14 protein-coding genes and 2 riboswitches are annotated in these 15919 nt (G+C 32.9%); of the genes, 13 read left to right on the forward strand and 1 reads right to left on the reverse strand.

The window, feature by feature from the left end:
- Positions 1 to 113 precede the first annotated feature (113 nt).
- Together N4A40_02195 and N4A40_02200 are read left to right on the forward strand one after the other, a co-directional pair.
- On the forward strand, positions 114 to 1775 hold the full coding sequence (locus tag N4A40_02195) for a nucleoside kinase (GenBank protein MCT4660644.1): 1662 nt from the start codon (positions 114 to 116) through the stop codon (positions 1773 to 1775).
- On the forward strand, positions 1765 to 3120 hold the full coding sequence (locus tag N4A40_02200; GenBank protein MCT4660645.1) for a CCA tRNA nucleotidyltransferase: 1356 nt from the start codon (positions 1765 to 1767) through the stop codon (positions 3118 to 3120). The genes N4A40_02195 and N4A40_02200 overlap by 11 nt, the downstream gene beginning before the upstream one ends.
- Before the next feature lie 70 nt (positions 3121 to 3190).
- On the opposite strand, the gene rodA is transcribed toward N4A40_02200, so the two are convergent.
- The gene (gene rodA / locus N4A40_02205; GenBank protein ID MCT4660646.1) at positions 3191 to 4300 is read right to left on the reverse strand and encodes a rod shape-determining protein RodA; all 1110 of its coding nucleotides are present in this window, start codon (positions 4298 to 4300) and stop codon (positions 3191 to 3193) included.
- 123 nt (positions 4301 to 4423) lie between these two features.
- On the opposite strand from rodA, the gene N4A40_02210 reads away from it, so the two are divergent.
- The 11 genes from N4A40_02210 to trxB all read left to right on the forward strand — a co-directional run bounded on the left by N4A40_02210 (position 4424) and on the right by trxB (position 15882).
- Positions 4424 to 5263, forward strand: coding sequence for a deoxyribonuclease IV (locus N4A40_02210; protein ID MCT4660647.1), 840 nt, complete (start codon positions 4424 to 4426; stop codon positions 5261 to 5263).
- A gap of 89 nt (positions 5264 to 5352) precedes the next feature.
- On the forward strand, positions 5353 to 6540 hold the full coding sequence (locus N4A40_02215) for a glycine C-acetyltransferase (protein MCT4660648.1): 1188 nt from the start codon (positions 5353 to 5355) through the stop codon (positions 6538 to 6540).
- Between the two features lie 219 nt (positions 6541 to 6759).
- Entirely contained in the window at positions 6760 to 7401 is a 642-nt protein-coding gene (gene nth, locus N4A40_02220; protein MCT4660649.1) for an endonuclease III, read from the forward strand.
- 26 nt (positions 7402 to 7427) lie between these two features.
- On the forward strand, positions 7428 to 9404 hold the full coding sequence (locus N4A40_02225) for a rod shape-determining protein (protein ID MCT4660650.1): 1977 nt from the start codon (positions 7428 to 7430) through the stop codon (positions 9402 to 9404).
- Between the two features lie 22 nt (positions 9405 to 9426).
- A complete protein-coding gene (locus N4A40_02230; protein MCT4660651.1) occupies positions 9427 to 10113 on the forward strand; it encodes a DUF2225 domain-containing protein in 687 nt (228 codons plus the stop codon).
- Between the two features lies 1 nt (position 10114).
- On the forward strand, positions 10115 to 10933 hold the full coding sequence (locus N4A40_02235) for a Cof-type HAD-IIB family hydrolase (protein ID MCT4660652.1): 819 nt from the start codon (positions 10115 to 10117) through the stop codon (positions 10931 to 10933).
- Between the two features lie 84 nt (positions 10934 to 11017).
- Positions 11018 to 11488, forward strand: a complete 471-nt coding sequence (locus N4A40_02240) for a chemotaxis protein CheX (GenBank protein ID MCT4660653.1) — start codon at positions 11018 to 11020, stop codon at positions 11486 to 11488.
- A gap of 28 nt (positions 11489 to 11516) precedes the next feature.
- On the forward strand, positions 11517 to 11987 hold the full coding sequence (gene trmL, locus N4A40_02245) for a tRNA (uridine(34)/cytosine(34)/5-carboxymethylaminomethyluridine(34)-2'-O)-methyltransferase TrmL (GenBank protein ID MCT4660654.1): 471 nt from the start codon (positions 11517 to 11519) through the stop codon (positions 11985 to 11987).
- A gap of 127 nt (positions 11988 to 12114) precedes the next feature.
- Positions 12115 to 13755, forward strand: coding sequence for a Na/Pi cotransporter family protein (locus tag N4A40_02250; GenBank protein ID MCT4660655.1), 1641 nt, complete (start codon positions 12115 to 12117; stop codon positions 13753 to 13755).
- Positions 13756 to 13915: 160 nt separating this feature from the next.
- Positions 13916 to 14014: riboswitch (glycine riboswitch) on the forward strand.
- 258 nt (positions 14015 to 14272) lie between these two features.
- Positions 14273 to 14371, forward strand: a riboswitch (glycine riboswitch).
- A 153-nt stretch (positions 14372 to 14524) separates the two neighbouring features.
- Positions 14525 to 14899 (forward strand): GrdX family protein, encoded by a 375-nt coding sequence (locus N4A40_02255; protein ID MCT4660656.1) that lies wholly within the window; start codon positions 14525 to 14527, stop codon positions 14897 to 14899.
- A 47-nt stretch (positions 14900 to 14946) separates the two neighbouring features.
- The gene (gene trxB, locus N4A40_02260) at positions 14947 to 15882 is read left to right on the forward strand and encodes a thioredoxin-disulfide reductase (protein MCT4660657.1); all 936 of its coding nucleotides are present in this window, start codon (positions 14947 to 14949) and stop codon (positions 15880 to 15882) included.
- The last annotated feature ends 37 nt before the right edge of the window (positions 15883 to 15919 follow it).

A 15919-nucleotide genomic window follows, 5' to 3' on the forward strand; every position in this document is an offset into this window, starting at 1 on the left:
TTCTAATAGCTTATAGTGTAGATATTAGTAAATTATGGTAGAATAATACTAGAATGGGTATAAAGTTAAAAGACTAGAAATTTAATATGATGCTTTTGAAGGAGGCTATATTTATGACTATTATTAATGTGAAAAATTATGGGACTTGTGAAGTGAGTAAAACGAGTAAATATATAGATGTTGTTAAACATTTTTTGAAAGATAATTATAAAAGTGTGCTATGTGTAAAAGCGAATAATAATATTGAACACTTAGAAAGCTTTGTTGAAAAAGATGCCGAAATTGAATTTTTGAATATTAGAAATAAAGACGGATGGAGAGTTTATATAAGAACGTTAACTTTGATTTATATAAAAGCAGTGAGAGAGCTTTTTCCAAATGAAAGTGTGGTTATAGAACACTCGCTTAACAGAGGTTTATCGACTAGATTGTCTTCAGATATAGAAGTAGATGAAGCGGTTGTGATTAAAATTAAAGATAAAATGAAAAAAATAATTAGTAATGATGAGCCTATTGAAAGAGTTTATTTGGATCTTCAAGTTGCAAATAGATATTTTGAAGAAGAAGGATTAGAAGATAAAGTTAGACTTTCCAAATACAGAGCGCAAGATATGATTCATGTGTCAAAGCTTGGAGATTATTATGATAAATTTTATGGATACTTAGCAATTTCTACTGGCTATATAGATTTATTTGATTTGAGAGCATATAGAGGTGGGATAATACTTCATTTTCCTGATAGAGAGCATGAGTATAAGATTCCACCAGTTGAAAATACTGACAAATTAGCTCAAGTTTTTGGAGAATCGGAGGCATGGGCCAAAATATTAGGTGTAGGTGAAGTTGCAAGTCTAAATGAGCATATAGATAATTGCACTATAGCCAATATAATAAGAGTTAGTGAAGGGCTTCAAGAAAAGAAAATAGCAATGATAGCTGATCAGATTTGTGAAAAACCAAATAGGAGAATAATATTGATTGCAGGACCTTCATCATCAGGTAAAACAACTTTTGCACAAAGGTTGTCTGTGCAATTACAAGTGAATGGAAAGAGGCCAGTTGCTATATCGGTAGATGATTATTTTGTAAATAGAGAAAATACACCGGTCGACGAAAATGGCGATTATGATTTTGAAGCATTAGAAGCTATTGATTTAGAACAATTCAATAAAGATTTACTTGAATTAATACAAGGAAAAAAAGTTGAATTGCCAAGATTTAATTTTAAAGAAGGTAGAAGAGAATATCACGGCGATTATATACAGATAGATGAAGATCAAATTGTTATAATAGAGGGGATACATGGCTTGAATGATAGACTTACTTCTGCTATATCACATGATCAAAAATTCAAAATATATATAAGTGCATTGACTCAATTGAATGTTGATAGGCACAATAGAATACCAACTACAGATACTAGAATCTTAAGAAGAATGGTTAGAGATTTTAAATATAGAGGAAGTGATGCTGAGCGTACATTTAGTTTGTGGGCGTCAGTTAGAAGAGGGGAGAACAAAAATATATTCCCATTCCAAGAGAGTGCTGATGCGATATTTAACTCTGCATTAGTTTATGAATTAGGTGTACTAAAGAAATATGCTGAGCCATTGTTGAAATCGATAGATGCAAATTCGAAGTATTATTCAGAAGCGAGGAGACTTTTGAAGTTCTTAAAATACTTTAAAGCAATAGAGGATGAGCGAGTAATACCTAGCACTTCCATAGTGAAAGAATTTGTAGGAGGAAGTTGTTTTAGAAGAGATGAAGAGTAATGTTATAGAATTAAATGATGATGTAGAGAGTATAATTAAAATATTTAAAAAAAGTGGATATGAATGTTATATTGTTGGCGGAGCGATTAGGGATAAGTTGATTGGCAGAGGCGTAAATGATTGGGATTTCACGACTGATGCCAATCCTGATCAAATATTGGAATTAGCAAGAAAAAACAGCGTTAAATCAATTCCTACAGGTAAAAAATTTGGAACAATTACACTTTTGATCAATGATGAAAAATATGAAGTGACAACTTATAGAATCGAAAAGGACTATGTGGACCATAGAGAACCAAGTGTGGTATATTATTCTGATTCTTTGATTGAGGATTTGAAACGGCGAGATTTTACAATTAACTCTTTAGCTTACGATATTGAAATGGGCGTTGTTGATTATTTTGAAGGAATAAGTGATTTGAAAAATAGAATTATAAGATGTGTTGGAGAGGCAGAGGAACGTTTCGAAGAAGATGCACTTAGAATGCTTAGGGCTATAAGATTTGCAGCACAATTGAATTTTGAAATTGAAAGTAGAACAATGGATGCTATATTGAAAAAAAAGAATTTGCTTACATTTTTGAGCGAGGAGAGAATTAGGGAGGAATTAAATAAAATACTCCTTAGCAATAATCCGCGAAAAGGCTTGGATCTGTTTGTAAAGACTGGAATTATTGAAGTTATATTTCCTGAATTAAAAGATATGATAGGATTTGAGCAAAATACACCCCATCATGATATGGATGTTTTTGACCATACGATTAGCGTTGTTGAAAAGACACCGTGTAGATTGAATATAAGGTTAGCGGCGCTTTTACATGATATTGCAAAGCCAAAATGTTATTTAGAGGATGAAACAGGTGTTGGTCACTTTTATGGTCATGAGAAAGAATCATCGATTTTAGCTAATGAGTTTTTGAAGAGGCTAAAGTATAGTAATGAAATGACGGAAAGTGTTGTGAATTTGGTAAAAAATCATATGCATGTATACCGAGGAGAATACACGGATAAAGCTATAAAGAAGTTTGTGAATAAGTTAAAGCCAAATACGTTGTATGATTTTATAGACCTTCAATGGGCAGATGTCATGAGTACTACGCATAGAGGTGAAACCGAATTTTTAGAGGTACTTAAAAGACGATATGAAGCTATACTAGAAAGAAATGAGGCGTTTTCACTAAAGGACTTGGATATAAATGGTAATGATTTGATGAATGCTGGGTTTGATCGAGGACCAATTATTGGAGAAATATTGGAATATATATTGGAAAAAGTTCTTGAAAACCCCGATTTAAATAGGAAGAAGAAACTTATGAAGATTGCTGAGACTAAATTTTTGAATTAAAAAGCATTAAAAAAGAGTTCTGAAAATCAAATAGATTTTCAGAACTCTTTTTTATATTTTCATTATATTGCTAATCAAATAGTAAATTTTTTCTACGCATACCAACGCTTAGTGCCATACCTACTCCCAATAAGTTTGATAGCAATGCAGTTCCACCATAACTTATAAATGGAAGAGGTATTCCGGTAACAGGCATAAGCCCCATATTCATACCTACATTTTCGATAACATGAAATAGAATCATAGCTAAAATTCCCATATTTAGGAGAGAACCATAAAGATCTTTACTGTCCCTAGCTAGTTTGATTAATCTATAAAAAATAACTAGATAGAGAAATAATAGAAACATGCCACCAGCAAAACCAAAAACCTCACCAATTACTGAAAAAATCATATCAGTATGATTTTCAGGTAGATAACCATATTTTATAAATTTTGCATCTTCAAGGCCCCTGCCAAAAAGCATTCCCGAGCCGATAGCTGTTTTAGCTTGCAAAACTTGATAGCCACTGCCGGTAGGATCTTTTGTTGGGTCAAGAAAGACAAGTATTCTTTGTTGTTGATATTCGTCGAATTTAAGCCAAAGTAAAGGCATACTCAAAAGCACAACAGAGATAGCTGAAAGAATATATTTCCAATTTAAGCCTGCAACGAATAGCATTATAGCTATTATAAAAGTACATACCATAGCTGTTCCAAAGTCGTTTTCAAGAATTAAAGCAACTGGGAAAAATGAAAATACTAAAACTTTTATAAGTGTAAGTGGTTCGTTTATATGCTCTTTATTTAGATCAATGAATTTACCTACACAGATTATAATTGAAATTTTTGCTATTTCTGAGGGTTGAAATCTTATAAAACTACCTATAACTAGCCAACTTTTCGCTCCATTAGCCTCATCACCTATTAACATAACTAAAATTAGTAAAAAACAAGTGATTATGTAAATTGGGATGTATAGTTTCCCTATAAATTCATAGTCGATAAAAAGCAAAAGAGCTATAGCAAAGATTCCCAAAACTAATGCAGCACCTTGAGGTTTTAGGTATCTAAAAAAGCCTGAACTGGAATTTACAGTAGCAACATATATAGTGACCATTCCAAAACAAGAAATAACAATAGTTGTTATCAATAATGGCCAGTCAAAATATTTTAAAAGTTTTTTATCAAAATTAAACACAGAATCACTCCGTTTCAAGTACAAAAAGTCAAAATAGACTAGATTATTAATCATAAAAATTATATCATAAAATAATACTAGAATATATGAGTATTTTGTGTAAATCAATATTTATAGGAGTTGATGTTATTGAATATAGGGTGTCACTTATCTGTTGCAAAAGGATTTTATAAAGCAGGATTACAAGCATGCGAAATTGGAGCAAATACATTTCAATTTTTTACTAGGAATCCTCGAGGTGGTAAAGCAAAAGCTTTAGATACTGAAGATATAGATAAATTGAAAGTGCTAATGAGAGAACATCAATTTAGCAATTTGTGCGCACATGCATCGTACACAATGAATTTGTGCTCAAATAATGAAGATACTAGAGACTTTGCAAAACAATTATTTAGAGATGATTTAAAGAGGTTGAAGCAATTGCCAAGATCATACTATATTTTTCATCCAGGTTCTCATGTAAAACAAGGTAGTGAGAAAGGAATAGAATATATAATTAGTGCACTTAATGAAATATTACTAGAGGATACGGAGACGTATATATTGCTTGAGACTATGGCGGGAAAAGGAAGTGAAGTTGGCAGGAATTTGAATGAAATAAAGAATATAATTGATGGAGTTAAGTATAATAAGCAGTTAGGAGTGTGTTTAGATACTTGTCATTTGTATTCTTCGGGATATGATTTAAAAAATAATTTAAATGGTGTAGTTTCAGAAATTGACAAGATAGTTGGATTAGAAAAAGTTAAAGCCATGCATTTAAATGATAGTAAAACTGAATTTGCATCATTTAAAGATCGTCATGAAAAATTAGGCGAAGGTAGCCTTGGATGGGATACAATTGAATCGATTGTCAATCATACTGCGTTTGAGAATATAGTATTTAATTTGGAAACTCCTAATGAGTTGGAGGGATATAAACGCGAAATAGAGATTGTTAGAAATTTTGTGACGAATAATTAACAAAAAAATGAATCGAAAGAGTAGGAAATAAAAGGAATGATGTAGTATAGTTTATATAGAGAAGGATATCTTTAAAGGGGGATTATGATATGTCAAATGTACATGAATTAGCTTATTTGAAAGATAAAATAGAAGACCTAAAGGAAAGTGGTGTTTATAGAAAGCTACCAGTATTAGGAGGGGCTTGTGATGCAGAGGCAGAACTTAACGGAAAAGATGTTATAAATTTATCTTCTAATAACTACTTAGGATTTGCGAATCATCCTAGAATTAAAGAAGCTGCAAAGAAAGCTATAGACAAATACGGAGTAGGAGCAGGTGCTGTTAGGACTATAGTTGGTAATATGGATATACACGAACAATTAGATAAAAAGTTGGCTGAATTTAAAAGAGAAGAAGCTGCTATAGCATTTCAATCTGGATTTAATTGTAATGCAGGAACTATACAAGCTATAACAGAAAAAGGGGACTTAATCATATCAGATCAATTAAATCATGCTAGTATAATTGATGGGGCGAGACTTAGTAGAGCTGATAAGACTGTATTTAAACATTCTGATATGGAAGATCTAGAGAGAGTGCTAAAGGAAAAGAGAGATCAGTATAGAAATGTTTTAATCATAACAGATGGTGTATTCAGTATGGATGGTGATATTGCTAAATTACCAGAAATAGTTGAGTTAGCAGAAAAATATAATTGTATGACATATGTTGATGATGCGCATGGATCAGGGGTGTTAGGTGAAAGCGGAAGAGGAACGGTTGATCACTTTGGACTTCATGGCAGAGTGGATTTTAGTATCGGAACACTTTCTAAAGCGATTGGTTCTGTTGGCGGTTATGTAGCTTGTAGTAAAACTGCTTATGAATGGTTAAATCATAGGGGAAGACCGATTCTATTTAGTACAGCACTTCCACCAGCATCTGTAGGAGCTATATTAGAAGCTCTTGGTATGCTTATGGAATCGACGGAATATACTGATAGATTGTGGGATAATGCAAAGTATTTTAAATCTAAATTAGGCAAATTAGGATTTGATACAGGTCATAGCGAAACTCCTATTACGCCTGTTATAATTGGAGATGAAGCTAAAACTATGGAGTTTAGTAAAAAGCTTTTAGATGCTGGAGTTTATGTATCTGGAATTGTATTTCCAACAGTTCCAAAAGGAACAGGTCGCTTAAGATGCATGGTTACAGCAGGACATACAAAAGAACAACTTGATAAAGCAGTAGATATTTTTGAAAAGATTGGATCAGAAATGTCTTTGATTTAAGAATTATGAAGCGAGAGAGCTAAATTTGTTAAATTCAAATTTAGTTCTTTTTTTAGTTAAATAATCTGAAGATAAACTACATGTTTTTTGTATGTTTAAGTAAGAGAGTGAAATGTTATATACGTGATTTTGTTTGTAGTTAACAAATGATTCTTCATTTACAGTATAAAAAGAAGTATGATAGAATAGGAAGAGTGATTAATATAAGGGGAAGTGGCTATGCGGATATTGCAAAAAAAAGAGATTAAAAGAGTATTAGCTATACTAGAAGAAACTTATCCTGATGCAAAACCAGAACTAGAATACACTACAGCATTTGAGCTTTTGATAGCAGTGATGCTTAGTGCGCAATGTACAGATAAGCGGGTTAATTTAGTTACTAGAGAATTGTTTAAAAAATACAATACTCCTAAGACAATGATTGAATTGACAGTAGAAGAACTTGGCGAATTGATTAAGACTGCAGGATTGTACAAAAATAAAAGTAAAAATATTTTGGCAACATGTAGAATTTTGATTGATGAGTACGATGCAGAGGTGCCTGATAATAGAAGTGATTTGGAAAGATTGCCAGGGGTAGGACGAAAAACTGCGAGTGTTGTGCTAAGTGTTTGGTTTGATATACCAGCTATTGCTGTTGACACGCATGTATTTAGGGTATCAAATAGAATAGGGATTGCAGAGGCTAGTACGGTCAATAAAACGGAAAATCAATTGATGGATAATATTCCAGAAAAGCAGTGGTCAAAAGCTCATCATTGGTTAATTTTTCATGGCAGGAGGCTGTGTAAAGCTAGAAATCCACTATGCGAAGATTGTCCAATTAATGCATTGTGTAAATATTATTCAAATATTAAATAGATATATTAGAGTAGAGGTGAAAAATTATGCCTACAGATAAAAGTAACATAAAAAAAGAAGTCATATTTGCGTTAGATATAGGTACGAAGACTGTAATTGGAGTAGTCGGATACTACGAAGGTGATGTTTTTAAAATACTTGATTCGGAATTGGTAGAACACAAGAAGCGTTCTATGTACGATGGACAAATTCACAATATTCAAGAAGTTGCAGAAGTTGTGATTGATGTAAAACTAAAATTGGAAAATAGACTTAGTTTAAAATTTGATAAGGTTGCTATTGCAGCGGCTGGTAGAGCATTAAAGACATATAGAGAAAGATTTGATAGAGAAATTGACTTGAGTGTAAAGATAGATCAAAGGATGATAAATAGCCTTGAAATGGAAACTATACAAAAAGCTCAAGAACAATTAGAAAAAGAAAATGATACAAATGAGCCACGTTATTATTGTGTAGGACATTCTATTATGAATTATTATTTGGATGATAATTTCATTGAGAGTCTTGAAGGTCATAGTGGGAATAAAATAGGGGTAGAAATTATTGCTACATTCTTGCCACATGTTGTAGTTGATAGTTTGTATACTGTTATGGATAGAGCTGGGCTTGAGGTTATGAATCTTACATTGGAGCCTATTGCAGCCATAAACGTAGCGATAAAAAAAGATTTGAGATTATTAAATCTTTGCCTAGTCGACATTGGAGCTGGGACATCGGATATTGCCATAACAAAAGAAGGGCGTATAGTTGCATATGATATGGTACCTCTTGCTGGAGATGAAATAACTGAGAGGATAGCAAAGAGATACCTAATTGGTTTTGATATGGCAGAGAAAATAAAGAAGAATTTGTACAAAAACGTAAAGCATAAATTCAATGATGTAGTTGGGATTCCATATGAAATAGATTCAGAAGAAATATTAAATGAAGTAGATGAGGGTATAAGTAAACTAGCTACAGAAATAGCAATTAAGATAAAGGGTTGTAACAAGAAGGCTCCAAGTGCGGTGCTCATGATTGGTGGAGGAAGTCAAATACCTAGATTGACAGATTATGTTGCTAGGGAATTGGATATGCCGGCAGAGAGAGTCGTAACGAAGAGTGCTGAAATCATAGATTCTGTAGACGGAATAGGAAGCGTACTAGAGGGACCACAAGGGATTACACCTATAGGTATAGCAACTACTGCAGGACGATGTGCTAGTGTGAAAAATTTCATAGAGGTCTCTGTGAATGGTGAGAAGATTAAACTTATGCAGGCTAAGGATGTTAAGATATCCGATGCATTGGTTTTGGTTGGATATAATCCAAGAAAATTGATACCTAAAAAGGGCGATGATTTTATATACTTCTACAATGGCCAACTGAAAAGGGTGAGAGGATTACTTGGAAAACCAGCAATTATAAAAGTCAATGGAGAGGATGGTAATCTAGAAACTGTAATCTCTGATGGGGATATAATTGAGGTAGATGAAGCAACTCAGGGTAAAACTGTAGTCCCAAAAATTTCAGATGTTGTTAAACAGTATGGAATTTACTTTGATGAATCTTATGTAGATTTAATTGAAAATTTTAAAGTTAACGGAAATGATGTAGATGATGAGTTTCTGTTAAATGAAAAAGATTCTGTGGAAGTTGATGAAATTGCAAATGTTGAAATGTTTATGAGAAGATACCAGCTAAGCTCAAACGAATTTATACCTATTGTAAACGGAAAGATTGTTGAAAATCAATATTTGTTTGAAGATGGAGATGTTCTTAGTTTTGAAAAAAAAATTGAAAATAAGAATTCGATTATTGTACAGATAAATGGTGAAACTAAAAAACTTGAAACTGAAAAAGAAAAATTTGTTTTTGTTGATATATTTGACTATGTTGATATTGATTTGAAACAACCGCATGGTAAATTAATACTTAAGTTAAATGGAGAAAAAGCTGATTTTACTAGGGAACTAAAAGATGGGGATCTTTTGGATGTTTATTGGACAAAAGAGAATGTGTAATTTTTAATATAGAGGTGTTTAAATGGAGGCATTATATGATAAGCATTTTACTTGTCCGGTTTGCAAGGATGAGTTTACTACGAAGCAGGTTAAGAAAAAGCATATTAAAGTTTTGAAGAGGGATTCGGATTTAATGGTTCATTATGATGCTGAGAATCCTATGGTGTATAGTATTGTTGTTTGTAAAAAATGTGGATATTCTAATTTGGCAAACAAGTTTGAAGAATTGAATTATAAGAAGAAGCAATTATATCAAGAAAATTTGTCGAAAATTTGGAAAGAAAAAGACTATACTGGAGAGAGAACAGTAAGGGAAGGTATTGAGACATACAAGCTTATGTTGTTTTGCGAAAATTTAGTTGGAGCAAAGCATTATGAAAAAGCAGGTACTATTCTCAAAATTTCTTGGCTGTATAGGATACTTGGAGAAGCAGAAGAAGAAATAAAATTTCAAGAGATGGCTTTGGCTTTATATCAAGAGGCATTTGAAACTGAAGATTTAAGTAGAGGAGCAGTCAATGAAATCACTGTTAATTATTTGATTGCGGAGTTAGCTTTTAGATTAGGAGAACTTGACCTTGCAACAAAGTGGATGAGTTCGTTGATTTCTAATAGAAATTTAAAAAATCATCCTCAAATAGAAAAATTAGCAAAGGAACAATGGCTCAAAATAAAAGAAAAGAAGCAAAGTGATTCGGGGGAGAGTTAGATTGGATTATAAAATGATAGCGCTTGACTTAGATGGTACGACATTAAATAGTGATGGTGTATTAGAGTTAGAGACTCGAAGAGTATTAAATTGTGTCAAAAGAAAAAACATTAAAATTATAGTTTGTACTGGCCGCATATTTGGATCGGCTAGATATTTTTCTAAAGAATTAGAGACAGATACTTGGATAGTTTCTAGTAATGGAGCTTTTGTAGCTAAATATGATATGAGTGATTCGATTTTGAGTTGTGAAATGGATAGAGAACTTGTTGAAAAAACATTTAGTATTTTAGAAGATTCAGGTGTTTATTATCATTTTTATGATCACATACACTATTATACTAAAGAGATGACATATAGAGCTAAAATGTATGATAAGTGGAACAAAAGCTTAAACGAAGAAGATCGCATAGTGATGAGTGTGATTGATAATCCTATTGAGTTGATAAAGAATACTAATATGCCTGTTTACAAAATAGTGGTGCATGATAAAGACTGTGAATTGATTTCTAAATTAAAGTCAGAAATTGCTGATTTGGGTCTTGAGGTTGTTAGTTCTATTGCTGAGTCTTTTGATATAATGAAAAAAGGTGCGACTAAGGGTAATGCTTTGAAATGCATAGCTGATGAGATGGGAATTGATAGAGAAGAGATAATAGCAATTGGCGATAATGAAAATGATATATCTATGATTGAATTTGCAGGATTAGGAGTTGCAGTTGGTAATGCAGAACTGTGCTTAAAGGAAAAAGCAGACTTAGTTATTGAGTCTAATGATAATCAAGGAGTTGCAAAGTTTTTAAGGAATCTATGCTCATGAAATGTTTAGAAAGAGATGTTTTATGGTATAATCAGAATAGATTATTGTAAAAAGTGTGTGTATAAATAAGAATGAGGTGATATGATGAAGGCAGAATTGATAAATCCTTTTGTTCAGGCAAGTGTTGATATTATTTCGATGATGACTCAGATTAATTTGCAAAAAGGAACACCAAGATTGGTAGAGGATATAAAATTAGAAAGTGATATTGGCATAGTAATTGGTTTGACTGGAGAAATTCGTGGTCAAGTTGTAATTAGGATGAAAATTGAAGATGCTAAGACTGTAATATCTAAGATGATGGGTGGAGTTGAAGTTACAGAAATTGATAGCATGGGTAAAAGTGCTATTTCTGAGCTTGGAAACATGATACTTGGAACTTCGGCAAATAATTTGTATTCTCTTGGTTATACAATTGATATTACGCCACCAAGTATATTATCGGGGGATGGTATAATATATTCTACAGTGGACCAAAATATAATTGAAATGCCGTTTGAATCTGAAGAAATTAATGTTAGAGTTGCAATTTCATTAGTAGAAGATAAAGAGTAGTGGACATTTGGAAGGAGAAAGTTGACGTATGGGTATTAATATAGTATTGATAGAGCCGGAAATTCCGCAAAACACAGGAAATATAGCGAGAACATGTGCCTTGACAGGAGCATCTTTGCATCTTGTTAAGCCATTAGGATTTTCGGTTAATGATAAGTATTTGAAGAGAGCAGGATTAGATTATTGGCACTTATTAGATATAACATATCACGATAGTTTTCAAGAATTATTAGATAAAGTAGATGAAGGTAAGTTCTTTTATGCTACAACTAAAGGTGGTACTAGCTGCTACGATGTAGATTTTATGGATGATTGCTATATAGTATTTGGTAAAGAGACTGCAGGGATACCAGAATCTCTTTTGAATCAATATAAAGACCAAAACATTCGTATACCAATGCTAAAGAATGAAGCGGCTAGATCACTCAATTTATCAAATTCAGTAGCAATTATTGCATATGAGGCGATGAGGCAATTGGGTTGTCCGGGTCTTGTTTAACAAACTTAACAAAATCTTAACAAAACTAGGTCTAGAACCTAGTATAATATTAATTGCATGTTATACAAATCAACAGTTATCATACTTGTGTTAGCTGTTGGTTAATTTTTTGTTTGGGAGGATTTTTATGCAAAAAGAAATGTTAGTAGGTATTTTAGGTGGTTTGGGATTGTTTTTGTATGGCATGAACCTTATGGGGACGGCGTTACAGAAAGTTGCTGGTGAGAAGATGAAGCAGCTTATTGGAGTGCTTACAAATAATAGGTTCTTAGGTGTCGTTGTTGGAGCTATAGTTACTATGTTGATTCAAAGTAGTAGTGCTACAACTGTAATGGTTGTTGGTTTTGTAAATGCTGGTTTGATGACGCTTGGACAAGCTATTGGTGTTATTATGGGAGCTAATATTGGTACAACGATTACAGCGCAGTTAGTTGCATTTAAGCTAACAGATGTGGCGCCATTTGTAATTGCTTTGGGGGTTCTTATATGGCTTGGAGCATCTAAAAAGAAACACAAGGATATTGGAGAGATATTAATTGGTTTTGGTATATTATTCTTAGGAATGGGCATGATGTCAGGAGCTATGAAACCTCTTAGAACTGACGAGACTTTCAAAAGTTTACTTGCGAATTTAGAAAATCCATTTTTGGGTATAGCAGTTGGATTTATAATTACTGCAGTAGTACAAAGTAGTAGTGCGACTACTGGGATGCTTTTAGCACTTGCTAGTGCAGGAGCTATAGGAAATTTAGGATCGGTTATACCTATACTATGTGGGCAGAATATAGGAACATGTGTTACAGCTATGATTTCGAGTTTTGGAGCAAATAAGACAGCAAAACGTGCTGCATTTATGCATTTATTATTTAATGTTTTTGGTACAATTATTTTTATGACCATAGTCGCAATATTCCCTATAACTCAGATGATTCATGAGCTATCTCCAGAGGATATGTCGAGACAGATAGCAAATGCACATACATCTTTTAATATTTTGAATACATTGTTATTGTTCCCATTTGCTAACTGGTTTGTTAGAATTGCAGAAAAAGTTATACAGGGTGAAGATGTTGACGAAACAGGTCTTAAATACATTGACTCTAGAATCATAGAAACGCCTTCGATTGCTGTCATGATGGCATCTAAAGAGGTGTTAAGAATGGGGAAGACTGTTAATAAATCTTTAAAATTGACGAAAGAAGCGTTTTTGGAACTTGATGAAAAGAAAATAGAAAAAGTGCTTGAAAGAGAGAAAAATATAAATGCACTTGAAAAGGATATAGTTTCTTATTTGAGCGAAGTGTTGAATGCTCAATTGACCAATGAACAACATGCAGTTGTTACTACCTTGTTTAATACTGTAAATGATTTAGAAAGAGTTGCGGATCATGCAGAAAATATTGTGGAATTAGCTCAATATAGAATTGACAATAAAATTAAATTTTCTGAGGGTGCACTTCTTGAATTAGATGTGATGTTTGAAAAAGTTGATAGAGCATATACTACTGCTTTGAATTCTTTTAAAACAGGCGATGAAGTTATGATAAAGCAAGTATTTGATTTTGAAGAACAAGTTGATCAATTGGAAAAAGAAAATAGAAAAAATCATATAAAAAGATTAAATGATAAGGCATGTAAGCCAGAATCTGGTATAATATATCTAGAGGTTATTGGAAACCTTGAAAGAATAGGTGACCACTCGGCGAATATAGCAGAATCAATACTTGAAGGAGTTAGAAGCAAGGCTATAGCTCAAAATATAAATTAAAAATCTTGAAATATTCAGAAAATACAATCGTGATCAAATTTTATCAATAATAACAAAAAATGAAAAAAGTGATTGACGTTTTTTTCACAATGAGTTATACTAGTGCTATAAGAAAGATTGGTGATTGAAATTCATTAATTTATCTTACTATAGCAATCGGATGAAGTATGCGGGAGAGACCGAAAGGCGCCGAAGGAGTAAGAGTTATTTATGCCATAGATAGCTTGAAACTCTCAGGCAAAAGGACCGTGTGTGGACGAAACTCTGGAAAGCGAAGTGTCACCGATGGAGCAATATTCTTTTAAGAATAGAATCTCTCAGGTTAAGGAACAGAGCGCAGGCAAATTAATTTTGCTTGCGCTTTTTTTAGGCTCTGAAATAATCAATTGGATCGAAAAATTGAATTATCGAAATAATTCATAAAAAAGCATTGACCTTTTCAAAAAAAACGTTATACTGTATGTATAAGCACTAGTTATAAAAAACGAAATGCGATTAATAAAATTAATATATCTGAATGAAACATACGGGAGAGACCGAAAGGCGCCGAAGGAGTAAGATTTATTTTTGCCAAAAATATTTTGAAACTCTCAGGCAAAAGGACCGTATGTGGACAGAACTCTGGAAAGCGAATTGTCACCGACGGAGCAATATTCTCTAGGAGAATAGAATCTCTCAGGTCCCAAAACAGAGCATAGGCTATATTGTTACCTATGCTCTGTTTTTTTATTGCAGAAGTTTAGGTGGTTTAGTGAAGGTGAGGGCTCCTATGAATTATGTATTAACGAATAATCCAAAAGTAAAACAACGTTTAGAGGACCAAATTGAGGTCAAGTATTTTGATGTTAGCTTGTATGAAATCATAAAGCGAACTAGAGATGCGATTCACAAAGGAGATGAATTGTTAACACACCCTTTGTCAAGTAGTATAAAGCCTAATGAGACACCATATAAGAGTGTTGTGTTGAAAGAGGGAAATTTAGTTTGTTTAGATTCAGTGAAAATTATTGAGGAGTCTATACAGGTGGCAGAAAAGTTTTTGAACGATTTTGTTACACCAGACTGGACTGAAAAAGTTTTAGATGACTTTCAAACGATTGACTTATCAGTGCTTGAAAACGCATTGCAAAATATGCTGTTTTAAGATATAGAATTAAGGTTTTATTTTATAAGCGAAAGGAAGTGAAAAAGATGAGTGAAGTTTATGACATAGTTATTATAGGAGCTGGACCGGCTGGACTTGCTGCTGGACTTTATGCTGGAAGATCAAAGATGAAAACTTTGATTATAGAAAAAGCGAAAGCAGGAGGACAGATAGTTATAACTGAAGAAGTTGAAAATTATCCAGGTTCAATAGAAAATGCTACTGGACCAACACTAATTTCTCGAATGGTAAAACAAGTAGATGAATTTGGTGCTGAAAGAGTTATTGATACTGTGAAATCAGTTAAAACTGAAGGCGAATATAAGCTAGTTGTAGGAAGTCAAGCAACCTACAAAGCTAAGTCTGTTATTGTTGCATCAGGTGCTAAGCCAAAGACACTTGGTTGTCCTGGAGAGAAGGAATTTACTGGGAAAGGGGTTTCTTATTGTGCTACTTGCGATGCAGCCTTTTTCGAAGACTTCGAAGTATTCGTAGTAGGCGGTGGAGATTCTGCTGTTGAAGAGGCAATTTATTTATCAAGATTTGCTAGAAAGGTAACAATACTTTACCGAAAAGGCGTATTTAGAGCTGCTAAGTCATTGGCAGATAAAGCTTTGAATAATGAAAAAATTGAAGTTAAATGGTTTACTGAGGTAAAAGAAATCGCCGGAGATGGTATAGTGCAAGAAATGACATTATTTAACAATCAGACTGGTGAAGAAGAAATCATCAAAGCTGATGAAGATGATGGTATGTTTGGTGTATTTATGTTTGTAGGATATGAACCACAGACACAGATTTATGAAGGTTTATTGGAAATGGAACATGGATACATTGTTACAGATACAGAAATGAGAACTAATGTAGATGGGATATTTGCAGCAGGAGATTGTAGAGTTAAATCACTCAGACAAGTTGTTACAGCTTGTGCTGATGGTGCAATTGCAGCAACTCAAGCTGAAAAATATATAGAAAAAATTTAAAAAGATAATTTATTATCTTTAACCTTTTGGGGGTGAC

The organism is Tissierellales bacterium, from assembly GCA_025210965.1.
In the GTDB taxonomy this organism is placed as follows: Bacteria; Bacillota; Clostridia; order Tissierellales; family JAOAQY01; genus JAOAQY01.

Bases quoted from the DNA above. Each gene is read 5' to 3' on its own strand.
- nth (MCT4660649.1), top strand. From the start codon at position 6,760: ATGCGGATATTGCAAAAAAAAGAGATTAAAAGAGTATTAGCTATACTA.
- N4A40_02255 (MCT4660656.1), top strand. From the start codon at position 14,525: ATGAATTATGTATTAACGAATAATCCAAAAGTAAAACAACGTTTAGAG.
- N4A40_02215 (MCT4660648.1), top strand. From the start codon at position 5,353: ATGTCAAATGTACATGAATTAGCTTATTTGAAAGATAAAATAGAAGAC.
- N4A40_02200 (MCT4660645.1), top strand. From the start codon at position 1,765: ATGAAGAGTAATGTTATAGAATTAAATGATGATGTAGAGAGTATAATT.
- trmL (MCT4660654.1), top strand. From the start codon at position 11,517: ATGGGTATTAATATAGTATTGATAGAGCCGGAAATTCCGCAAAACACA.
- N4A40_02210 (MCT4660647.1), top strand. From the start codon at position 4,424: ATGTTATTGAATATAGGGTGTCACTTATCTGTTGCAAAAGGATTTTAT.
- N4A40_02240 (MCT4660653.1), top strand. From the start codon at position 11,018: ATGAAGGCAGAATTGATAAATCCTTTTGTTCAGGCAAGTGTTGATATT.
- N4A40_02225 (MCT4660650.1), top strand. From the start codon at position 7,428: ATGCCTACAGATAAAAGTAACATAAAAAAAGAAGTCATATTTGCGTTA.
- N4A40_02230 (MCT4660651.1), top strand. From the start codon at position 9,427: ATGGAGGCATTATATGATAAGCATTTTACTTGTCCGGTTTGCAAGGAT.
- trxB (MCT4660657.1), top strand. From the start codon at position 14,947: ATGAGTGAAGTTTATGACATAGTTATTATAGGAGCTGGACCGGCTGGA.
- N4A40_02250 (MCT4660655.1), top strand. From the start codon at position 12,115: ATGCAAAAAGAAATGTTAGTAGGTATTTTAGGTGGTTTGGGATTGTTT.
- N4A40_02195 (MCT4660644.1), top strand. From the start codon at position 114: ATGACTATTATTAATGTGAAAAATTATGGGACTTGTGAAGTGAGTAAA.